Raw genomic sequence first — 22,114 nt, forward strand, 5'->3', positions numbered from 1 at the left:
AGCCAGTTGAGGCGAGGCGCTCAGCGGTCCAAACACAAGGAGGCGTACGACGGCGGCCTGGCAGCCGCCGTCGTACGCCTCCTTGGCAACGGCACTCCTTGGTGCCTGCCCGACTAGACGCCCAGGGGATCCTTATCCTTGCCGCCGTCCAGGGGCGCCTGTTCCCAGGCGTGGCCCTGTTCGTCGTCGAGGTGCGTGGTCTTCTTGTTCTTCAGCGCGAAGATGTAGACCAGCAGCGAGATGGCGATGGCCACGGTGACGTAGGTGAAGAACAGGTCCTCCCGCTCCGCCTTCTGGAAGGCAGCGCCGATCAGCGGCACGGTACCGCCGAAGAGCGAGTTGGCGATCGCGTAGCCCAGGCCCACGCCCAGGGCGCGGATGGAGGCCGGGAAGAGTTCGGCCTTCACCAGGGCGTTGATGGAGGTGTAGCCGCCCACGATCACCAGGCCGCCCATCATGAGCAGGAACGCGGTGAACGGATCCTTGGTGCCGGCCAGGGTGGAGAGCAGCGGCCAGGTGAACAGCACGCCGGTAATGCCGAACCACAGCAGCAGGGGCTTGCGGCCCACCTTGTCCGAGATGATGCCGTAGACGGGCTGGAGCAGCATGAAGATGAACAGCGCCCAGAAGTTGATCACGGAGGTGTCCGTCTTGGCGATCCCGGACGTATCGTTCATGAACTTCAGGATGAAATTGGTGTAGGTGTAGAAGGCCACGGTGCCACCGAGGGTGATGCCGATGCAGACCAGCAGCGGCTTCCAGTAGCCGGTGAACAGCAGCTTCATGGTGCCCGGCTGGGCCTGGCCGGGCACTGCAGGGGTCTTGGCCGCGTTGATCTGCTCTGCCGAGACGGTCTCTTCCATGGAGCGGCGCAGCCACAGCACCACGAGGGCGGCCACGCCGCCGATGGCGAACGGGATGCGCCAGCCCCACTCGCCCAGGTCGCCCTTGGGCATGACGTTCTGCAGGATCACCAGGACCAGCAGGGCCAGCATCTGGCCGCCCACCAGGGTGACGTACTGGAAGCTGGAGAAGAAGCCGCGGCGCTTGGAGGTGGCTGCCTCCGACATGTAGGTGGCGCTGGTGCCGTATTCGCCGCCCACGGAGAAGCCCTGGATCACGCGGATGATGACCAGCAGGATCATGGCCCACAGCCCGATGACGTCCTGGGTGGGCAGCACGGCGATGGCGAAAGATCCCGCCGACATCAGGGTGACACTAAGCGTCAGCGCAGCCTTCCGGCCGTGGCGGTCCGCGTACCGGCCGAAGAACCAGGCACCGATGGGCCGCATGAGGAACGACGTCGAGAAGACGGCCATCGCTTCAAGGCCCGCCTGGAGCTCATCCTTGGAGTTGAAGAAGTGGGCCTGGAAATAGGCGGCGAAGACGGTGTAGACGTAGAGGTCGTACCACTCCACGAGGTTGCCGGCGGATCCCTTCAGGATATTGCCCACCGCCCGCCGGGTCTGGGCTGCCTCCGTGGCAGGGATGGCTTGTTGGGTGCTCATCGGTGAGTTCCTCCTCGTAGTGATTGTGGTCTCCAGCGCCGGGAGCCTTATCCAAGTTATGGGTGATGCACGGCACAGCCAACGCGGAAGGGCATTTCCTAACACTTCCTTAGGTTTGGGCGGGTCCCCCTTCCCAACTTGCCGACCGCCGTCGGGCGTAAGCGCCCGGGGCGCGGTAGTCTCCAAAGGCGGGGGATGAACGGGAACAGCGCACAGACAGCAAGGAACAGGGCAATGGAAGTGCTGATCGTCGAGGACGACGACGCCATGGCCAGCGCGCTGGCCGCCGGCGTCGCGACGGCCGGGCATGCGGCTTCCAGGGTGTCCCGCGGCGCCGACGCGCTCCTTACCCACCGGGATTTCCAGGTGATCCTGCTGGACCTCGGGCTTCCTGACATGGACGGGCTTGAGGTGCTGCGCAAGCTCCGCCAGGTCACCGATGTTCCCATCCTGGTCCTGACCGCGCGCGACGACGAACGCAGCGTGGTGCTCGGCCTGCGGTCGGGTGCGGACGACTACCTTGTCAAACCCGTCAAGCTCGTGGAACTGCTGGCCCGGATAGAAGCGGTGACCCGCCGGGCCGGACGCAGCAGCGGGGCGACGCAGCACAGCGTTGTCCTGGACGACCTGGACATTGACCTGGACCGGCGCGTCGCGTCCAAGGCCGGCGTCCCCCTTCCCCTCACCGCCACCGAGTTCGAGTTGCTGGCCCTGCTGGCGCGCCATGCCGGTTCGGTAGTCACGCGCGAACAGATCCTGGACGCCCTGTGGGGCGACGCCTTCCTGGCATCGTCACGCTCCCTGGATGTGCACCTCACCGGGCTGCGGGCCAAACTGCAGAAGCCCGGCTTCATCATCAACGTCCGCGGGGTCGGCTACCGGGTGGAGGCGACTGCCCCATGAGGCTGCGGGTCCTCGGCGTCCTCAGCGTGCTCTGCCTCGTGGTGGTCTTCCTGATTTCGGGAACCATCCTGTCCTCCGCGTCCCGGGAACTGACGCAGGAGCTGCAGATCAACCGGGCGGCGTCGCTGAACCGGCTGGCACAGGTGGCCTTTGACGCATCCGGGGACGGCGACACCGCCCGGCTGCAGCGGGAAATGGACACTTACTCCGGGCTGTACGGGGAAGGCATTGTGGTGCGGCTGCAGCAGGAGACCTTGGCGTCTGGTGGGCTGGGGGCCGACCGCGCCGACGTGCAGGAAGCCCTCTCCGTGGCCCGGCTGAACGTGAGCAACACGGCCCTGGAACCGCTGGAGCCCTTCGGCACCGGTTCCCAGGTCATCTTCCGGCCCTTCGGCAATGCCAGCCAGGTTCTGGGGGCCGTGGTCCTGGACGTCGACGCTGCGACCGCACGGCAGAAGCTCCGGGAACGGTGGCTCGGTGTGGGAGTGGCTTCACTCGCCCTTGCCGCCATCCTCCTGTTCGGCGCGGCCCGGGTCACCAGTTGGGTCCTGCGGCCGGTCCTGCGCCTGAACTCGGCGGTCAACGAGCTGGGCAGGACCGGGCGCGCCGGGCGCCTGCCGGAGGCCGGCCCGCCGGAATTGCGGGAGCTGAGCAGGTCCTTCACCGCCATGGCCCGGACCGTAAGCGCCAGCATGGAGTCGCAGCGGCAGCTGATTGCGGACACCTCACACCAGCTGCGCAACCCTGTGGGTGCGCTGCGGCTGCGGCTGGATCTGCTCCAGCTCGAGCTGAAGGGCGCCCCCGAACACGATGCCGCCGAACGGGCCATCGCCGAGCTGGAACGGGTGGAGGAGATACTGGACGGCGTGCTGAAGCTTGCGGCGGCGGAGCACCGGGCGTCCGAAGGTTCCCTCCGGGCCGTTGGCAGCCAGGCCGAGCCGCCCGCATCGGAAGCGGTGGACCCGTACCCCATTCTCCAGGGCGAAGTCGAACGGGCGGCGCCGCTGGCCGGGCAGGCCGGATGCCGGCTGGTCCTGGCTCCTGCTCCCCGGCCGGCGGTGCTGGCGGCGTGCAAGCCGGCGGAACTGGCCCAGATGGTGGGCGAACTGCTGGGCAACGCCTTCAAGTACGCGCCCGGAGCCACCGTCACCGCCCAGGTCCGGGCAACGAATGGGAGGGTGACCGTTGAGATTTCCGACGACGGTCCAGGGCTTTCCGAGGCGGAGCGCACCTCGGCTGCCACCAGGTTTTGGCGGTCCCCCCGGCATGCCTCAGTCCCTGGGACGGGCCTGGGCATGACGATTGTTGGCGAGCTTGCGGCAGCCAATGGCGGCCGGCTTGTCCTGGCCGAAGCAGCACCGCACGGGCTGTCGGCAAGGATTGAGTTTCCCTTCTACACGGCACAGATCCCGTCAGAACCTGACAGCGGTGAGAACTATGCCTGACGTTCACGTGCCCCCAGCACGGCCTTCCCGCCGCTCGGTGCTCAAGTCAGCCCTCGCCGTCGGACTCGCATCGTTGCTGCCGCCGGGCCTCAGCTCCTGCACCGCCAGCGACCGGCCGGACACTTTGACCGTGGCAGGCGGTGAGCCGGGCGGATTCTACCTGGAATTTTCCACGCTGCTGGCGGCCGCGCTGGAACGGCACGGCGTAGCCCGGCACGCCACGGCTATACCCACGGGCGGCAGCCTGGACAATCTCGCCGAGCTGCGGGCAGGAAGGGCGGCGTTTGCCGTGGCCCTGGCTGACGCGGCAACCCAGCAGCCCGGACTGGCCGGTGGAGCCGAGATTGCAGCGGTGGGGAAGGTCTACGAAAACTATGTCCACTGCGTGGTCCGCAGGGACAGCGGCATCCGGGACATCTCCGGCCTCGCCGGGCGCAGGGTCGCCGTGGGCCAGCCAGGCTCCGGGACGTCCATCACCACACCGCGGCTCCTGACGGCGGCCGGGCTGGCAACCTCCGCGGATGCTGCGACGCCAGCCCCGGGGACAACCGCCGTCGAAAACCTTGGCCTGAACGACGGCATCGCCGCGCTCAAGGCAGGAACGGTGGATGCCCTGTTCTGGTCCGGCGGCGTTCCCACGGCTGCGATCGCCGCCGCAACCAAGGACGTGGCACTGGCACTGCTGGACCTGTCCGCGCTGCTGCCGGAACTGCGTCGCCGGTACGGCGGCGTGTACGACCGCGTCCTGATCCCGGAGGGCAGCTACCCCGGAGTGCCCGCGGTGTGGACCGTGGGCGCCCCCAACCTCCTGCTCTGCCGCCGGGACCTGGATGGCGACACCGTGGAACGCACTGTCCAGCTGCTGGTGCACAACGCCGGCGAACTGATTCCCCAGTCCACCCTGGGCGTGCAGTTCCTCAGCGCGGAAACCCTCATCAACACCGCCGGAGTCCCCCTGCACCCGGCCGCGGCCGCTGCGTACCGGGAACTGCACGGCTAGCCAGGCGCCCCATCACTTCCCGCCCCAAAACCACTGACGCCCCATCAGCTCCTGCCCCCACAAGTGAGCAGACGTTGGGGTTAGGTTTCGGCTTCTTATCCACATACGCGCTTCCGGCTGTCGCAGGGCCGGCAGTTTCCTCCCTACTGTTTGGACGACCAGTAGAGCAGGAAGGAAGTGAGGATCACTGTGGGCAGGAACCAGCGCCGGCGGGCGGGACAGAGGGATCATGCCCGGAGCGGCTTCGGGGGCGCCATGCCAGATGCCATCCCGAATGAATCGCTCACTCCGGACCGCACTATTCGCGACTTGGAGTCCCTACTACCGTCCTTCGCCCGCTGGTATGGCGCCCGAGGCGTCAACATGAACGTGGCCACTGTCCTAGAGCGCCTGATCGTCTTTTACAAGCTCCATGCAGAATATAGTGGGTGCCCGAAAGCAACGACTTTGGATACAGAGTTGCTGGCGGAACTGGTCCCCGCACTGCTCGAGCGCAATCCAGATGTTTGCACTTCGTTCTGCATCGCCCTGCACGAATTTGTGCGCTTCCTCGGAGCTTTCGGTAAATGGTCCGGCAGCGAAGAATCCTATTGGGCCGCGCTCGATATCCTGCGTGACGCAATACTCGATGGACTAGCCATGACGCCCAGTAGTTTGAGTGCTGCCCATGGGTACGCATTGGAAGGTAGACGATAACTCAATTCCCCGAGTGGGCCTGCAGGAAGCTGTACACCTCGGTCTCGTCCACACCGGGGAAGGCGCCGGGTGGCATCGCGGCCAGCAGGTGTGAGTGTGCCCGCGCCGAGGGCCAGGCGTTGCCGGCCCACTGGGTGGCCAACTCGGCGGGCGGACGTTTGCAGCAGGTGGGGTCCGGGCAGTTGGAGGTGGCCCGGGCTGTGGTTTCCCGTCCCCGGAACCACTTCACATGCTGGTAGGGCACGCCAATGCTGAGCGAGAACTCACCGCTTGCGGAGCGCTCAGTCCGTGCGGTGCACCAATACGTGCCCGAAGGCGTATCGGTGTATTGGCTGTAGGCGCTGAACTTGTCCGGAACGTCGAACACGGCGCGGGACGTCCAGGCCTTGCACGAGGGCTGGCCCTCGATGGCGCCGGTGTGGTCCTGGGGGAAGTTCACGCCGTCGTTCTCGTAGGCCTTGTAGATGATGCCGCTCTGGTGGGTCTTCTGGAAATGGGTGGTGATGCCCAGGTGCTTGGTGGCCAGATTCGTGAATCGGTGCGCTGCGGTCTCATAGGACACGGCGAAGGCGTCCCGGATGTCCTCCACCGCGATTTCCTTGGCTGCCTTGGCTTTCTGCAGAAATTCCACGGTGGCCTGCTCGGGCAGGAGCAGGGCCGCGGCGAAATAGTTGGTGGCCACCCGCTGGGCCAGGAAGTCGCCGTAGTTCTTCGGTGTCTCGTGGCCCAGCACGTAGTGCCCCAAGGCCTGCAGCAGCACCGAGCGGGGGTCGTGGTCCTGCCGCTGGCTCTGGGTCAGGTAAATTTTGCGGTTCTTCAAGTCAGTCACCGAGCGGGTGGAATGCGGCAAATCCCCCACGTGGTGCAGGGTGAAACCGAGGTGCGCGGCAATGTCCGCGATGACGTGCTGGCTCAGCGGACCGGTGGTGTAGCCCACTTCCTTGAGGACCTTCTGTGCCTCTGCCTCGTACTCCGGGAAATAGTTCCCGCGCTCCCGCATCATGGCCCGCAGTTCACCATTGGCGCGGCGCGCTTCCTCGGGGGTGGCCACCTGCTCGTTCATCTTCCGTTCCAGCTCGTGCAGCAACCCCACCTGGGCCTCCAGGACATCCAGCGGAAGCCTTGAGCTGATGCGGATTTTGGGCAGGTTGAGGGATTCGTACAGCGGTCCGCGCTGGTACCGTTCCAGCTCAATCTCCAGTGCGGCGCGGCGGCTGGGCGGCTCGGCCCCGAGCAACTGGTCGATGCTGACGTTCAGCGCACCCGCCAGGTGCTGCAGCAGCGTCAGTTTGGGCTCGCGCTTGCCGTTCTCGATCAGGCTGAGCTGGCTCGGGGCGGTTCCGACGGCGGCACTCAGGTCATCGAGGGTGAGCCCTGCCTGCTTGCGCAGGTGGCGGACGCGGCGGCCCAGCGCAAAGACGTCCAGTTCGGGGGCGGCGGCGGTGGACGATTGCTGGGAAACGTCCCTGTTCCAGCTTGAAGGCGACATTTCTGAAGAATACGTGAAGAAACGCATTTCTTTCCATACCTTTTCTCTGGAAAGGGGGTTGAAAGTGCTGAAAAGTAGTTGTCACGGAAAGAAACACCGCACCGGATAAGCCGGTGGGAGCCTCAACGGCGCGGTTCCCACCTACTCCATCCGGAGCTCAATCAAGGAGATCAACGATGACTGCAGCATTTGAGCCCACCTCACAGACGGCCGAAGAGCAGGCTGCCGCCCTGGAGCTCGAGTGGGCCGCCAACCCCCGCTGGGAAGGTGTGACCCGGGACTACTCAGCCTCCGACGTCGTCCGCCTCCGGGGCCGCGTCTCCGAAGAGCACACCCTGGCCCGGCGGGGTTCGGAGAAGCTGTGGAAGCAGCTCACCGAGGAGCACAAGACCGGCGGCTACACCAACGCCCTGGGCGCCCTCACCGGCAACCAGGCCGTCCAGCAGGTCAAGGCCGGCCTGCGCGCCATCTACCTCTCCGGCTGGCAGGTCGCCGCAGACGCCAACAACTCCGGCCACACCTACCCGGACCAGTCTCTCTACCCGGCCAACTCGGTCCCCACCGTGGTCCGCCGCATCAACAACGCCCTGCTGCGGGCAGATCAGATCGAGTTCTCCGAAGGCATCCAGACCGTTGAGGACTGGATGGTCCCGATCGTTGCCGACGCCGAGGCCGGCTTCGGCGGCCCGCTCAACGCCTACGAGCTCATGAAATCCATGATCCAGGCCGGCGCTTCAGGCGTTCACTGGGAGGACCAGCTGGCATCTGAAAAGAAGTGCGGCCATCTGGGCGGCAAGGTGCTGATCCCCACCCAGCAGCACGTCCGCACCCTGAACGCGGCCCGGCTCGCGGCCGACGTCGCCGGCACCCCCACCGTCGTCATCGCCCGCACCGACGCCGAGGCAGCCACCCTGATCACCTCCGACGTCGACGAGCGGGACCAGGAATTCATCACCGGTGAGCGTACCGCGGAGGGCTTCTACAAGGTCCGCAACGGCATCGAACCCTGCATCGCCCGCGCCAAGGCCTACGCCCCCTACTCGGACCTGATCTGGATGGAAACGGGCACCCCGGACCTGGAGCTGGCCCGCAAGTTCGCCGAATCGGTCAAGGCCGAGTTCCCGGACCAGATGCTCTCCTACAACTGCTCGCCGTCGTTCAACTGGCGCAAGCACCTGGACGACGACACCATCGCCAAGTTCCAGCGTGAACTCGGTGCCATGGGCTTCACGTTCCAGTTCATCACCCTGGCCGGCTTCCACGCCCTGAACTACTCGATGTTCGACCTCGCCCACGGTTACGCCCGTGAAGGCATGAGCGCCTACGTCGAGCTCCAGGAGAGGGAATTCGCCTCCGAGTCCCGCGGCTACACCGCAACCAAGCACCAGCGCGAAGTCGGCACCGGCTACTTCGACAGCATCTCCACGGCGCTCAACCCGAACGCCTCCACCCTCGCTTTGGTCGGATCGACCGAAGAGGGCCAGTTCCACTAATCCCAGCCTTCCCCGCTCGTTGCTCTATCACTTTTGGCCCTTAATGGACCCCCTTGGGAACCAAAAGTGATAGAGCAACGAGGGTTTACCAGGAGAACTCCCATGAACAGCTTCACCGATAGCTTCACGATCAATGGCATAACCCTCACTGCGCAGCCCATTTGCCGGCAGGACGAGGTGCTGACCCCGGATGCCCTCACGTTCATCGGCAAGCTGCACCGGGCTACTGCCGACCGGCGGCAGGAGCTGCTGCAGGCACGGCGGACCCGGCGGGCTGACATTGCCGCCGGCGCCGACCCCCGCTTCCTCCGGGAGACCGAGCACATCCGCAACGATCCGTCATGGCGCGTCGCTCCCCCGGCCCCCGGCCTGGAGGACCGCCGCGTGGAGATCACCGGCCCGGTGGACAAGAAGATGACCATCAACGCGCTGAACTCGGGCGCCAAGGTGTGGCTCGCGGACATGGAGGATTCCTTCACCCCCACCTGGCGGAACGTCATCAAGGGCCAGCTGAACCTCACCGACGCCCTGGAGCGGCGGATCGACTTCACCACGGACGAAGGCAAGGAATACAAGCTCCGCCCCGCCGGGGACCTGCCCACCATCGTGGTCCGCCCGCGCGGCTGGCACCTGCCCGAGAAGCACATGCTCATCGACGGCCAGCCGATCGCCGGCGGCATCGTGGACTTCGGACTGTTCTTCTTCCACAACGCCCGCCGCCTGCTCGCCCAGGGCAAGGGACCGTACTTCTACCTGCCCAAGATCGAGAACCACCACGAAGCCCGGCTCTGGAACGACATCTTCATCCTCGCCCAGGACCTGCTCGGCATCCCCCAGGGCACCATCCGCGCCACCGTGCTGATCGAGACCATCACCGCGGCCTTCGAAATGGAGGAAATCCTCTACGAACTCCGCGACCATGCCTCCGGCCTGAACGCCGGCCGCTGGGACTACATCTTCTCCCTCATCAAGAACTTCCGCACCCGCGGCCCCCGCTTCGTCCTCCCGGACCGGGCCCAGGTGACCATGACCGCCCCCTTCATGCGCGCCTACACCGAACAGCTGGTCCGGGCCTGCCACAAGCGCGGCGCCATGGCCATCGGCGGCATGGCCGCAGCCGTGCCAAACCGCAAGGACCCGGAAGCAAACGCCAACGCCCTCGAGAAGGTCCGCGCGGACAAGACCCGCGAGGCCAACGACGGCTTCGACGGCTCCTGGGTGGCCCACCCGGACCTGGTGCCCATCTGCCGCGAGGTGTTCGACGGCGTCCTCGGCGAGCGCAGCAACCAGCTGGACCGGCTGCGGGAGGACGTCACGCCGGACGACCGCGCCCTGATCAACGTGGCCGCCACCCAGGGCACCATCACCGAACAGGGCATCAGGAACAACATCGAGGTGGGCATCCGCTACATCGAGTCCTGGCTGCGCGGCAACGGTGCAGTGGCCATCCACAACCTCATGGAGGACGCCGCCACCGCCGAAATCTCCCGGTCGCAGCTCTGGCAGTGGATCTACGCCCGGGCCATCACGGACCATGGCGAGATCGTCACCCACGAGTGGGTGGAGGAGCTCCTCGACGAGGAATTCGCCCGGCTGGAACGCTTCGACGGCGACCGCTTCGAAGACGCCCGCGACATCTTCGAGGAAGTCACCTTGGCCACCGAGTTCCCGTCCTTCCTCACCCTGCCCGCCTACGCCCGCTACCTGACCGAGGCCCGCGAAAGGGCCACCGTCGAGGAGCTCGCCGCGGCATAACCCAATCTTCCGCTTGCCGGGCCGGCACGCCCTTCGCAACAGGCCCCCCGAAATCCGGGGCGCCGGCCCGGCAGCGGAGCAACCCCACGTCCCCCAGCTGATGCGGGACAACCCGGGACGCCCGCTCACTTTCCTCAGAAAGGTGAGCGGGCGTCGTCGTGTTTGTTGCGCTAAGTGAGCAGGGGCCTGGACGCGGGACGACGGCGGTGTCTTGCCTTAGCGCCCCTTCGGCACCTTCCGCACGGACAGGGTGGTGCTGGCAAAGAAGGTCAGCACCGAGACCAGGATGACCAGCAGGGCCGGGGTCCACGATCCCGAAGAGTCGTGCACGAAGCCCACCAGCGGGGGCGCCACGGCGGCGAGGCAGTAACCCAGGCCCTGGACCGTGGCTGACATCCTGCCGGCGGAGGCCTGGTCGCGGGCCAGCTTGATGATGGCGATGAAAATCAGGGTGATGCCGCCGCCCTGGGCAATCCCGCCGGAAATGGACCACAGCCACCACAGCTGCGGCAGGAAGAGAAGCCCCACCGGAACGGCCAGCCACAACGTGCCCAGGGTGACCGCCACCGCCGTCGTGCTCATGTATTTGGCGGCGAAGGGCACGCCGAGGCCGCCCAGGATGGCGAGGATCTGGAAAATCGAGGATGCCGCGCCCGCCTCCGAAGCGGACATGGCCAGTTCGTCATGCAGGTAGCTGGGCAGCCATGCCGTGACGCCGTAATAGGAAAACGCCTGTCCACCGAAGCCCGCCGTCAGTCCGGCCGTTATCCAGCCGGCGCCGTTCACCGGGGGCAGTTGCGTGCTGCTGCGGCCGTCCTCGCCGGCCGCCACGAATGCACTGCGCGGCCCCACCGCCAGGACCCACACCGCAACCGCGGCAACGGCCAGGACGGCCACGGACCCCAGGGCAAGCCGCCACCCCGCGGCGGCGGCAAGCGGGGCCATGGCCACCGACGTCAGGAAGGATCCGATGTTCAGTGCCGCGGTGTAGATGCCCATTGCGGTCCCCTGTCGCCGCGGGGCGAAATCGCGCCGGATGATCAGCGGCACCGCGATGTTGCCCACCGTGATGGCCACCCCGATCAGTACGGTTCCGGCCACCACCAGCACCGGTCCCCCGCCGGATCGCAAGAGCACACCCGCCAGCACCCCCAGGATGGTCAGTGTCACGGCCACCTCGGCACCGAACTTCCTGGCCGCCAGGGACGCCAGGGGCGCAGCCAGCGAGAAGCAGAGCACCGGGATGCTGGTCAGCAGGCCCAGCAGGACCGGCGAAAAATGGAGTTCCGCCTGCATGAGGTCCACTACCGGGGCGACGGCAACAAACGGGCCACGCAGGTTCAGCGCGAGCAGCCCGATGCAGGCCAGCAGGATCCAGCTGTTTGGGACGCGGGAGAGGAGCCGGCCGCTCACAGGGGCAAAATCGGGAATGGGCGCAGTTTCATCACTCCCATTGCTATCATGCCGCGGCTTGCGGGAGTTTCAGGCACCCCCGCCGCCGGCCCTGCCATACGATGAACGTGACCCTGGCCGAAGGACACCGCGAAGGACCCGCCATGCCGCACCGCCTTGCCATCCTTGACGACTACCAGGACGTGGCCCACGCTTTCGCCGACTGGGCTTCCCTGGAGGCCGACGGCGTCACCGTCACCACCTACCGTGAACCCTTTACTTCCCGGGATGCGCTGGTTTCGGCGCTGGCGGACACGACGATCGTGGTCGCGATGCGGGAGCGGACCGCCTTCCCGCGCGAGGTGTTCGAGAAACTGCCGGCCCTCCAACTGCTGGTCACCACGGGGATGGCGAACGCCTCCATTGATGTGGCCGCGGCGGCGGAGCACGGTGTGACGGTATGCGGGACGCCCGGTTCACCCACCGCCGCACCCGAGCTGACGTGGGCCCTGCTGCTGGCCGCCGCCCGGCACCTGCCCGCCGAGGAAAACTCGCTCCGCGCCGGCACGTGGCAGTCCACGGTGGGCGTCGAACTGGCCGGGAAAACCCTGGGCATCGTGGGGCTGGGCAAGATCGGGCGCCGGGTGGCCGCCTACGGGCAGGCGTTCGGGATGGACGTGGTGGCGTGGAGTGCGAACCTGACCGCGGAGGCAGCCGCCGAGGCCGGCGCGCGGCTGGTGTCCAAGGAGGAACTGTTCACCGTCGCCGACGTCGCCACCCTCCACCTGCGGCTGTCCGAACGCTCCGAAAACACCGTGGGCGAGGCCGAACTGCGGCTGCTGGGGCCCGACGGCATCCTGGTGAACACCGCCCGGGGGCCGCTGGTTGACCAGGAAGCACTGGTCAAGGCGCTGAACGAGGGGTGGATCCGCGGCGCGGCCCTGGACGTGTTCGACCAGGAACCCCTGCAGGCCGGACATCCGCTCCTGGCCGCGCCGAATACGGTGCTCTCGCCCCACCTCGGCTACGTCACGCAGGAAAGCTACCGGCAGTTTTACGGCGGCGCGCTGGAGGACGTCTCCGCCTGGCTCGCCGGGTCCCCCATCCGCACCATCACCGCCTGACAGGACGCAGCCGCATGAGCCACACCATCCGCCAGGCAACAGCGGACGACGCCGGCCCGCTGGCCGAGCTGGCGGCCGTCACCTTTCCGCTTGCCTGCCCGCCGTCGTCGTCACCTGCGGACATTGCGGCGCACCTGGCCAACACGCTCAGCGAAAAGCACTTCCAGCGCTACCTCGCCGACCCGGAGACCACCGTCCTGGTGATCGACGCCGACGGCCGGCTCAACGGGTACAGCCTGCTGGTGAACCGTGCCGCATCGGATCCCGACGTTTTGTCCGCCCTGACCCTGCAGCCGTCAGTGGAGCTCAGCAAGTGCTACGTCCACCCGGACTACCACGGGCTCGGCGCCGCCGCAGAGCTCATGCATGCCAGCCTCCAGGCTGCCGCAGCCGCCGGCGGCGCGGCCGCGTGGCTGGGTGTCAACAGCCAGAACGCGCGCGCCATCCGCTTTTACGAAAAGTCGGGCTTCCGCAAGGTGGGCACCAAGTCCTTCCAACTGGGCAGCACCGTGGAACATGACTTCGTGCTGGAGCGTGCCCTGCCCTGAATATCACGTCCCGGGTTGGTGCAGCCTTCGGATGACCGAACCTGCCACTGCCTCTTCCACCGGGTATGCCAGCGGCGGCCGCGGCTGGGCCAGGAGCTTCAACCCGGGCGGGAGGCCCTCGATGGTGCCGCTCGATCCCGCTGCATTGATGGTCACCCTGCTGGTATCCAGCAGGACGTTTTCCGCCCTGAACGAGCCCACGGACTCCGGCAGGATCGGCGCCAAATGCACCACCCCACGGGTGAACACGGGGTCGAAACGCAGCAGGATCCGCGCAAGCTGCACCGGTGCGGCCGCGGCCCAGGCCTGCGGCGAGCATGCGGTGGGATAGGGAACAGGGCCGGGGAACTCGCCGCGGTCGAACCCGCAGAACAGCTCCGGCAGGCGGCCGTCGAAGTGCTCGGCGGCGTCGAAAATGCCCATGGCGACCCGCCTGGCCTCGTCCACGAACCCATAACGCATCAGTCCGGTGGCCACCAGCGCCGTGTCGTGTGGCCACACGGAGCCGTTGTGGTAGCTCACGGGGTTGTACGCGCCCATGTCCGAAGCCAGCGTACGGATTCCCCAGCCGGTGAACATTTGGGGCGACATCAGGTTTTCCATCACGGACTGGGCCTTGTCCTCGTCGACGATGCCCGTCCACAGGCAATGGCCGATGTTCGAGGTGAGTGCGTCGACGGGGCGCTTGTCCTTGTCCAGCGCCACGGCAAAGTAGCCCTTGTCCGGCAGCCAGAATGTCTTGTTGAACTCCTCCTTGAAGGCCGCCGCCTTGCCGGCCCAGTGCTGTTCCAATGCCGAGTCGCCGCTCCAATGGGCCAACAGCGACCTGCCCAGGTAGGCGGCGTAGACGTACGCCTGGACCTCGCAGAGGGCGATGGGGGCCTCGGCGATGGTTCCGTCCGCGAAGTTGATCCCGTCCCAGGAGTCCTTCCAGCCCTGGTTGACCAGGCCGTGCTCATTGGGGCGAAGATATTCCACGAATCCGTCGCCGTCTTTGTCGCCGTACTTCTCGATCCACTCCAGCGCCCGGTCCGCGTGCGGCAGCAGTGCATGGATGGCATCCCGGGACAGTCCCCAGCGGCTCAGTTCTCCCAGGGTTGCCACGAAGAGCGGTGTTGCGTCGACGGTGCCGTAATACGCGGTGCCGCCCAGGGAGAGCCCGGCGGTGACGCCCAGCCGAACCTCGTGCGGGATGCGCCCGGGTTCCTCCTCCGAGTCAGGGTCCACTTTCCTTCCCTGGATCCCGGCGAGGGTCTGCAGCGTGCCGAGCGCAAGGTTGGGGTTGACCATCAGGCTCATGTACGAGGTCAGCAGCGAGTCACGACCGAACAGCGCCATGAACCAGGGTGCACCGGCCGCTACCGCAGCGCGCTCGGGGTGGTGGGCGTCGAATATCCGCAGCGCGCCAAGGTCGGTCTGGCTCCGGTTGAGCGTGTTTTGCAGGCTCGCGTCCGCGATGCTGATCCGCGGGACGCCCTCTTCCCAGTCCAGGTGCCGGCGCACGCCTTCACGGTGGTGTGGCAACTGTCCCTCACGGAAGGGCTTTTCCGGCGCCTCACCATTAACCAGCGGCACGACGATGACGCTGGTGGCCCACTTCCCCCTGGCGGGGACCGTCACGTGGAAGCGGAGCCCGTCGGTACTGGCCTCCGCGCCCCGGGCGCCCACGGCGGATCCCCGCTGCTGGCCATGCCGGAAGGCCTCGATGACCAGCCGCCCTTCCTCCAGCCTCCGCGTGGTGTCATCGGGTCCCGTGGTGCGTCCACCCTTGACGTCAAAGAGGTCCGCCTGGTCTGCGTCCACCAGGAGCTCGATGTCGCACTCGACGGGTTCTGCCGCATAGTTTTCCAGCGTGATGTCGTCCTGCATGCCCGGCCCGATGTGACGGACCTGGCGCACCACAAGCGGGCTGTCGAACCTGCCGCCGGGCCACTTGGCCCTACCCACGAACGTGGCCTCGAACGGATGCGGCCGCTGCGCGGACAGCGGATCCCGGAGCGAGCCGTTGATGCGCAGCACCCAGCGCGAGACGATGCGGGTGTCCTGGAAGAACGCGCCGTTCGTTCCGCCCTCGGGACTGATGTCGCCGCTGCCGGACGAGATACAGAACGAGGACCCCTCCAGGACCGTGACAGAGCCCGAATCGGACACGGAGGCTTCGTTGTCTGCGTTCCAGGCGGTCATGGGAGACTCCCTTCTCAGGCGGCATGCTGCCCGGGGGACTCCGGCGAAGCATTGATGCCTCTATAGATTTTGGTGCACCCGGCCACCATCCGGAACCCCCGGAAACGCCTTGCCTTCAATAAGGTCGCTGTAGAGCCGCAGGTGGTCAGCCACCATGCGGTCGGCCGTGAACCGCTCCTCGACAGCTTTCCGGCACGCCGCCCGGTCCAGTTCCGCGGCCGCCGGCACGAGCGCAGACAGTTCGCCAGTCTCTCCCAGGAACCCCGTCCGCCCATGCTTGACGATCTCCGGGGCGGAGCCTATGCGTGTGCCGACCACCGGCGTTCCGGTGGCGAGCGCCTCGATCATGACCAGGCCGAACGGCTCGGACCACTGGATGGGATTCAGGAAGGCCACGGCCTCGCCCACCAGCTGGTACTTGGCGGCGTCGTCCACCTCGCCCACGAAGTCTTCGTTGGGTCCCAGCCTGGGTTCGATGACTTCCCGGAAGTAGCGGATCTCCTCCGGTTCCCGCATCTTGACCGCAATCTTGAGGTGCATCCCGGCCTCCTGGGCGATGGTGATGGCCTCCACCAATCCCTTGTCCGGGCATGACCGGCCCACGAAGCACAGGTAGCCTCCGCTGCCGGTTCCCACAGGCACGCGGGAGAGGTCCATTCCGTGATGGATGACGCGGGTGACCGGGACATCGGGCGCATGCGAGGCCTGGTCCCGGGAGATCGCCACCACGGCCGCGTTCCTGGCAACAGCCCGGTAGATGTCCGCCGCCTGCGCATTGATGGGGCCGTGGATGGTGGTGGCCAGCGGCACCCCGGGCGGCCTATGCATGTACAGGGGACCCGTTAGCGTGTGGTCATGGATGACGTCCACGTCCTGCAGCCCGTCGTAGGCCCTGGTGACGTGGCTGAGTTCGGAGATGGTGGTTCCCAGTCCGTCATAGTCGGCCGGCCGCATGTTCGGAACGAGCTGCACGGGGCACTCGCTCTCGGTTGGGGCTGCGAGCAGCACCTCGTGGCCGGCAGCCGCGAAGCCCCGGGCAAGGGTATCCACCACTCTTTCAGTGCCGCCGTAGGTTGCAGGTGGAACGGGAATCCAGGGTCCCGAAACCAGTCCAATGCGCATTCCTGGCCTCCCAGGGTGACAGGCCTGGCTCCCCAGCTGGCCGGGCAGAAATTCCACCGGGGCGCTCTTGCCACGGTGCTTCCGCTATGAAAGGGCCCGCTGCTTGACCTCTGCTCCGACTATCTACCACGCCACGGCTCCGAGACAAGACCCAATGTGCCCGATGTCATAGCGTGCACAGGAATGGCGTCCCGACGGGGCCGGTTATGGAAACCATGAGGATTGAGATCTGGTCTGACGTTGCCTGCCCCTGGTGCTTCATTGGAAAGCGCCGTTTCGAGTCGGCGCTGGCGGACTTCCCGCACCGGGACGCCGTCGAGGTGGTGTGGCGCAGCTACCAGCTGGACCCCACCCTGCCGGAGCACTACGACGGCACCGAACTGGAGTACCTGAGCACCCGCAAGGGGATGGCGCCCCAGCAGGTCTCGCAGATGTTCGACCACGTGGCCCAGCAGGCCAAGGGCGAAGGCCTGGATTACCACTTCGACAAGGTGGTGGTGGCCAACAGCTTCACCGCCCACCGCCTGATCCATCTTGCCGCCGCACACGCGAAGCAGGACGCAGCCAAGGAACGCCTGCTGAGCGACCACTTCGAGCACGGCGAGGACATCGGCAGCCGGGACTACCTGTCGGCGCTCGGCAAGGACCTCGGACTCCCGGCCCGCGAGGTGGAGGAGCTCTTCACCACGGACAACTATGCGGAGGACGTGCGCAACGACTTCCGTGAGGCCCAGGCCCTGGGCATCAGCGGCGTGCCTTTCTTCGTCATCGACCGCAAGTTCGGCCTGTCCGGCGCGCAGCCCGTCCAGACCTTCACCGCAGCCCTGAACCAGGCATGGCAGGACGCCAACCCCCTGGTGCTGGTCAACTCCGGTGAGGCGGAAGTATGCGGCCCGGAGGGGTGTTCCGTCTAGGTTTACTGACACATCGCGGTAAAGTGTCTGTATGCCCAGGATTTCAGCCGCCAGCAACGCCGAGCAGCGCGCGGGCACCCAGCGCCGGATCTTGACCGCTTTCGGCGAGCTGCTGTTCTCGCACGGCCTTCCCGGACTGACCATGACCGACGTGGCGCGGCACGCGGGCGTGGGCCGGACCGCCGTGTACAACTACTACGCGGACATCGAAGAGCTGCTGATTTCCTACGCGCTCGACGAGACGGAGAAATTCCTCTCCGACCTTCGCGACGCGCTGGGCCGGCTGGAGAATCCGGTGGACCGCCTGGCCCTGTACGTCCGAGCCCAGGTGGTGGACCTCAGCCGCCGCCACCTCCCCCCGGGACCTGCCATGGGTGCGGTGCTGTCGCCGTCGTCCTTTGCCAAACTGTCCGACCATGTGGGCGAGCTCAGCGTCCTGCTCCAGGACATTCTTCGCGACGGCATGGAGCAGGGCTACCTGCCCGTGGCGGACGTCGGGCAGCAGTCGCAGCTGATCCTCGGCACGTTGTCCTCAAGCGCGGCCCGGGGCAGCGACGAGCCGTCGGAGCTGGAGGCGCGCGTGGCCCGGACGGTGCGCTTCATCCAGCTCGGCGCCGGCGCCAGGTTCGACGCCGGCGGGCGGCCCGTCCGGGTCGGCCCCCTTCCAGCAGCGGCCGGCTGAGCCCGCAGCCAGGCGGGGCGGAGGGCATCAGGAGGTGGGCGCCGCCGTCGGCATGACCGGCCACTTGTCGCTGTCCGCTATCCGCCGGCTTTCCCGGGGGCAGCTGAGCTTGCCGGGTGTCTGGTCCACCAGCTCCGGCGGGACGAGGGCCTTGTAGTCATGGGCGAGGATGAGGTCGACGCTGGCGTCCGTCCGGCCGTCCTGGAAGTAGTCCGAACCCGGGATATTGCGCTGCACGCTGAAGGCCGCCGCCTGCCCGGCAGCCCCGGACACCACGGCTGCCGCACCCCGATAGCCGGCGTTGATGTTGCCCACCGCCCCCACCACGAACTTCCGTGCCAGGAGCTCGTCCGCCACGGTGCGGGCCAGGCCGGGCCGGCTGGTGGAGTTGTAGACGTTGAGGTTGATCTTGTCGTTCGGCGTGTAGTCGAACATGGACGCCGGGCAGGATGAGACCGGCGTTGGAGCCGTTTCCGCAGCCGGGATCTTGAACCGCCCGTTGATGATGGCGAGCGCCAGGATGATGGCGGCCGCAATCAGGCCGATCAGCAGGACCAGGACCACGCCATGCAGCACGCGGCGGCGCACCCGGACGGTTTCATCGGCATCCCGGGCCGCCTCCATGGCCGCCCGCAGTTCCGGCCCGCTGACTACGTGGTGGCCGTGCAGGATGTCCGGATCCATGGGCCGCCGCCTAGCCATCGAGCACCAGGACGCGGGCGTGGATTGCGGTGCGCTGGTGCAGGGCGGTCCGGACGGCGCGGTGCAGTCCGTCCTCCAGGTACATCGTTCCCCGGTACTGCACCACGTGCGGGAACAGGTCCCCGAAAAACGTGGAATCCTCGGCGAGCAGTGCCTCCAGGTCCAGGGTCCGCTTGGTGGTGACCAGTTCGTCCAGCCGGACCGGACGCGGCGGAAGGGACGCCCACTGCTTCGGGGTGTTGTAACCATGGTCGGGGTAAGGGCGGCCCTCGCCCACAGCTTTGAATATCACCCTGCCACACTAGGCACCGAGCAGCCGCAGGGAAAGTAGCAGGGCGTGCCCGCCGGAGGTTGTAGCCAAACAGTGACCATGCGTCATCCAGGGCCGCTTTCGCGATGGCCCACCGGGCACCTGCGGTTGCTGCTGACAGAATGGACCCATGACAGCCTCCGAGTCCCCCGCCGTGCCCGCGCCCGGAACCCGCCTGCCCTCGACGCCCCCGCTGGCACTCCTGCTGGATGTGGACGGGCCGGTGGCAAGCCCCGTGACCAGGGACGTCAAACCGGACATCATTGCGGACCTCGTGGCCCTCGCCGCAGCCGGCATTCCCGTCATCTTCAACACCGGCCGCTCGGACGCGTTCATCCGCGAGCAGGTCATGGAGCCGATGATCGCGGCAGGGATCCCGGCCGGGACCGTCATCCATGCCATCTGCGAAAAGGGCGCCGTGTGGTTCAGCTACACCTCCACCGGCCCCGGCCCGGTCCACGTTGACCGGGAGCTGGCCGTGCCGGCCGCTTACGGTGACGACATCCGCCGCCTGGTGGCGGAGGACTACTCGGCCCACATGTTCTTCGATGAAACCAAGCGGGCCATGGTGTCCGTGGAGCAGCACATCGGCGTGCCCAGCGCCGAGTACCTCGCCGAGCAGAAGCTGTTCGACGCGGACGCCATGGAGCTGATGGGCCGCCACGGGCTGGGGGTGGTCCGGCTGGACCACCACGCACCGAATTCCGACGACGACGTGGACTACCGCGTGGACCCCACCATCATCTCCACGGACATTGAGTCGGTGCGGCTGGGCAAGGACCTCGGCGCCAGCCGGGCGGTGGAACTGCTGGCCGCGCAGGGCATCACCCCGCAGGCCTGGCGGACGGTGGGAGATTCCCGCACGGATTATGCAATGGCCGACTGGCTGCACCACAACGACCATGCCGTGAAGCACGTGGACGTCCGCCCGGCGGATGGCGTGCCCAGCAAGCCTTACCAGGTGCTGACGGCGGCGGACCTTGGGCTGGAGGCCTCTGTGATCCATGACGACGCCGGAGGGGCCTTCCTGCGCGGCTGGCGGGAAGCGCTGGGCATCTAAGCCGCCGCCCGCCGTCGCACGTTTCTCATGCCGGCCGGTGGGCCGGCACCTGCGGCTGGTCCCGGACAGCGCCCGAAACCTGCCGTTATCCGGGCAGGACTATCATGCAGGTAAGAATGAACACTTCCACCAGCACGGAGAATCCCATTACAGAAGCACCTGTCCAGGACGAAGTCTATTACGGCGGCCAAGCGTCCGTAGAGGAACAATTCCATTCCGAGATCACCTCGGCGGCCGCTGAGCAGCGCCTGAAGCACCGCCCCGATGTCGTGCGGCACAAAGGCCGCTATGCCCTGATCAACGACACCAGGACCCCCTACCAGGCCATGGTGGAAGACCTGCTGTTCGTGCGCAACATCCTGGTGAACGCGGAACTGGCATACCTGTTGGTGCGCGGCAACAACGACCGGCCCGTCATCGCCCTGGACTGGAAGGACCGGAAGAAGCTCCGCGCCGCCCTGGTGGAAGCCTGCCGGGACGAACCCTTCTATTCCATGACGGTGGACGCCAAGAAGAAGACGTCCGTCCTGGTGGCCGACGGCGAGCTGTCCTCCAACCGGCAGGCACGCATCTTCCGCCTCTACCGGCCGCGTGTGGAACCGGTGGGCGGCTTTGAGTTCGGCGCCTCAGCAGGCGTCCAGATCGAGCTGTGGTCCTTCGAAGGTGAACAGCTGATCCTCCCCATCGAGAACTCCCTGACCCGCCGCACCCTGCTGCGGCAGGACGCCGTCCGCGGCACCGTGGAGCGCTACGGCCACACCTGGCCCACCATCGAGAACATGTTCGCCGACCACGCCAGCGATATCAGCTTCGACATCGACCTGGTGTTCTCCTGGGTGGACGGCAGCTCCCCGGAATATATTGCCGCGCGCCGCGCCCAGCAGCAGGGCGTGGTCCTGGGCGAGGGCGACGACCATGAAGCCCGGTTCCGGCAGATCAACGAACTCAAGTACGCGCTCCGGTCCGTGTACATGTTCGCCCCCTGGATCCGCCGCATCTTCATCGCCACGGACTCCCCCGCGCCGGCCTGGCTGGCGGAACACCCGTCGGTCACCATCGTGCGCAGCGAGGAGTTCTTCGCCGACCCCTCCGTGCTGCCCACGCACAACTCCCAGGCCGTGGAGTGCCAGCTGCACCACATCGAAGGCCTGTCCGAGCACTTCCTGTACTCCAACGACGACATGTTTTTCGGCCGTCCCGTCAGCCCCGACATGTTCTTCACCCCCGGCGGCATCACCAAGTTCATCGAGGCGGAGACCCGGATCGGCCTGGGCGAGAACGACGCCGAACGCAGCGGCTTCGAGAACGCTGCCCGGGTGAACCGCAAGCTCCTGTGGAACCGGTTCGGCCGGATCACCACCCGCCACCTGGAACACACCGCCGCCCCCCTGCGGCGCAGCCTGGTGGCCCAGATGGAGGAGGAATTCCCTGAGGAGTTCCGGAAGACGGCCGCCAGCCGCTTCCGTGCAGCGGACAACATCTCCGTCACCAATTCCTTCTACCACTACTACGCGCTGCTCACCGGCCGGGCCGTCACGCAGACGGCGGCGAAGGTCCGCTACGTTGACACCACCATGCGGGCCGGGCTGAAGTACCTGCCCAAGCTGCTGGCCAAGCGGAACATGGACTTCTTCTGCCTCAACGACGGCAGCTTCCCGGAGGTCAGTGCCGACGAGCGCGCCGAAGTGGTGACCGACTTCCTGGAGAAGTACTTCCCGATCAAGGCGCCCTGGGAGAAGTAATCTGATCGCCGGCACAACAGCGCGGCGCGCCTCCCTGGCGCGCCG

At 66.9% G+C, this 22,114-nt stretch carries 19 protein-coding genes; 12 read left to right on the top strand and 7 right to left on the bottom strand.

Features of this window, described 5'->3' with window-relative positions; all coding sequences use genetic code 11:
• Window positions 1-113: 113 nt before the first annotated feature.
• Window positions 114-1,508: an MFS transporter gene (locus AC2JAJ_RS04615; protein ID WP_486414114.1), complete on the bottom strand. Its 1,395-nt coding sequence runs from the start codon at window positions 1,506-1,508 to the stop codon at window positions 114-116.
• Window positions 1,509-1,742: 234 nt separating this feature from the next.
• Here AC2JAJ_RS04615 and AC2JAJ_RS04620 point away from each other — a divergent pair, with 234 nt between their 5' ends.
• The 4 genes from AC2JAJ_RS04620 (at window position 1,743) to AC2JAJ_RS04635 (ending at window position 5,552) form a co-directional block, all read left to right on the top strand.
• The gene (locus AC2JAJ_RS04620; RefSeq protein ID WP_486414113.1) at window positions 1,743-2,411 is read left to right on the top strand and encodes a response regulator transcription factor; all 669 of its coding nucleotides are present in this window, start codon (window positions 1,743-1,745) and stop codon (window positions 2,409-2,411) included.
• Window positions 2,408-3,856, top strand: coding sequence for a sensor histidine kinase (locus AC2JAJ_RS04625; protein ID WP_486414112.1), 1,449 nt, complete (start codon window positions 2,408-2,410; stop codon window positions 3,854-3,856). Before AC2JAJ_RS04620 ends, AC2JAJ_RS04625 begins: the two co-directional genes overlap by 4 nt.
• The gene (locus tag AC2JAJ_RS04630) at window positions 3,849-4,856 is read left to right on the top strand and encodes a TAXI family TRAP transporter solute-binding subunit (protein WP_486414111.1); all 1,008 of its coding nucleotides are present in this window, start codon (window positions 3,849-3,851) and stop codon (window positions 4,854-4,856) included. Before AC2JAJ_RS04625 ends, AC2JAJ_RS04630 begins: the two co-directional genes overlap by 8 nt.
• 363 nt (window positions 4,857-5,219) lie before the next feature.
• Complete coding sequence (locus tag AC2JAJ_RS04635) at window positions 5,220-5,552, top strand: hypothetical protein (RefSeq protein ID WP_486414110.1); 333 nt, start codon at window positions 5,220-5,222, stop codon at window positions 5,550-5,552.
• A 1-nt stretch (window position 5,553) separates the two neighbouring features.
• Here AC2JAJ_RS04635 and AC2JAJ_RS04640 read toward each other — a convergent pair whose 3' ends face one another.
• Window positions 5,554-7,068: a helix-turn-helix domain-containing protein gene (locus AC2JAJ_RS04640; RefSeq protein WP_473695121.1), complete on the bottom strand. Its 1,515-nt coding sequence runs from the start codon at window positions 7,066-7,068 to the stop codon at window positions 5,554-5,556.
• 149 nt (window positions 7,069-7,217) lie between these two features.
• Between AC2JAJ_RS04640 and aceA the strand changes: the two genes are divergently transcribed.
• On the top strand, window positions 7,218-8,534 hold the full coding sequence (aceA, locus tag AC2JAJ_RS04645) for an isocitrate lyase (RefSeq protein ID WP_486414109.1): 1,317 nt from the start codon (window positions 7,218-7,220) through the stop codon (window positions 8,532-8,534).
• A gap of 102 nt (window positions 8,535-8,636) precedes the next feature.
• Window positions 8,637-10,289, top strand: a complete 1,653-nt coding sequence (gene aceB, locus AC2JAJ_RS04650) for a malate synthase A (protein WP_486414108.1) — start codon at window positions 8,637-8,639, stop codon at window positions 10,287-10,289.
• A 216-nt stretch (window positions 10,290-10,505) separates the two neighbouring features.
• Here the strand turns inward: aceB and AC2JAJ_RS04655 are convergent, their stop codons facing one another.
• A complete protein-coding gene (locus AC2JAJ_RS04655) occupies window positions 10,506-11,702 on the bottom strand; it encodes an MFS transporter (RefSeq protein WP_221385459.1) in 1,197 nt (398 codons plus the stop codon).
• A gap of 143 nt (window positions 11,703-11,845) precedes the next feature.
• On the opposite strand from AC2JAJ_RS04655, the gene AC2JAJ_RS04660 reads away from it, so the two are divergent.
• Together AC2JAJ_RS04660 and AC2JAJ_RS04665 are read left to right on the top strand one after the other, a co-directional pair.
• A complete protein-coding gene (locus AC2JAJ_RS04660) occupies window positions 11,846-12,805 on the top strand; it encodes a D-2-hydroxyacid dehydrogenase family protein (protein ID WP_486416739.1) in 960 nt (319 codons plus the stop codon).
• Window positions 12,806-12,819: 14 nt separating this feature from the next.
• Entirely contained in the window at window positions 12,820-13,353 is a 534-nt protein-coding gene (locus AC2JAJ_RS04665) for a GNAT family N-acetyltransferase (RefSeq protein ID WP_486414107.1), read from the top strand.
• A gap of 3 nt (window positions 13,354-13,356) precedes the next feature.
• Here AC2JAJ_RS04665 and AC2JAJ_RS04670 read toward each other — a convergent pair whose 3' ends face one another.
• Window positions 13,357-15,537 carry an amylo-alpha-1,6-glucosidase gene (locus tag AC2JAJ_RS04670; RefSeq protein ID WP_486414106.1) on the bottom strand — a complete coding sequence of 727 codons (2,181 nt, stop codon included), beginning with the start codon at window positions 15,535-15,537 and terminating at the stop codon, window positions 13,357-13,359.
• A gap of 60 nt (window positions 15,538-15,597) precedes the next feature.
• Window positions 15,598-16,659 carry a glycosyltransferase family 4 protein gene (locus tag AC2JAJ_RS04675; protein WP_486414105.1) on the bottom strand — a complete coding sequence of 354 codons (1,062 nt, stop codon included), beginning with the start codon at window positions 16,657-16,659 and terminating at the stop codon, window positions 15,598-15,600.
• 215 nt (window positions 16,660-16,874) lie between these two features.
• Between AC2JAJ_RS04675 and AC2JAJ_RS04680 the strand changes: the two genes are divergently transcribed.
• Entirely contained in the window at window positions 16,875-17,573 is a 699-nt protein-coding gene (locus AC2JAJ_RS04680; RefSeq protein WP_486414104.1) for a DsbA family oxidoreductase, read from the top strand.
• 31 nt (window positions 17,574-17,604) lie between these two features.
• Window positions 17,605-18,255, top strand: a complete 651-nt coding sequence (locus AC2JAJ_RS04685; protein WP_486414103.1) for a TetR/AcrR family transcriptional regulator — start codon at window positions 17,605-17,607, stop codon at window positions 18,253-18,255.
• A 27-nt stretch (window positions 18,256-18,282) separates the two neighbouring features.
• Here the strand turns inward: AC2JAJ_RS04685 and AC2JAJ_RS04690 are convergent, their stop codons facing one another.
• Both AC2JAJ_RS04690 and AC2JAJ_RS04695 read right to left on the bottom strand, forming a co-directional pair.
• Window positions 18,283-18,939 (bottom strand): LytR C-terminal domain-containing protein, encoded by a 657-nt coding sequence (locus AC2JAJ_RS04690; RefSeq protein ID WP_260323456.1) that lies wholly within the window; start codon window positions 18,937-18,939, stop codon window positions 18,283-18,285.
• Between the two features lie 10 nt (window positions 18,940-18,949).
• Complete coding sequence (locus tag AC2JAJ_RS04695; RefSeq protein ID WP_221385451.1) at window positions 18,950-19,249, bottom strand: type II toxin-antitoxin system VapB family antitoxin; 300 nt, start codon at window positions 19,247-19,249, stop codon at window positions 18,950-18,952.
• Window positions 19,250-19,397: 148 nt separating this feature from the next.
• On the opposite strand from AC2JAJ_RS04695, the gene AC2JAJ_RS04700 reads away from it, so the two are divergent.
• Window positions 19,398-20,327: a Cof-type HAD-IIB family hydrolase gene (locus AC2JAJ_RS04700; protein WP_221385450.1), complete on the top strand. Its 930-nt coding sequence runs from the start codon at window positions 19,398-19,400 to the stop codon at window positions 20,325-20,327.
• A gap of 104 nt (window positions 20,328-20,431) precedes the next feature.
• Window positions 20,432-22,069, top strand: a complete 1,638-nt coding sequence (locus AC2JAJ_RS04705; RefSeq protein WP_221385449.1) for a stealth family protein — start codon at window positions 20,432-20,434, stop codon at window positions 22,067-22,069.
• The last annotated feature ends 45 nt before the right edge of the window (window positions 22,070-22,114 follow it).

This window comes from Arthrobacter sp. MOO21 (assembly GCF_057369995.2).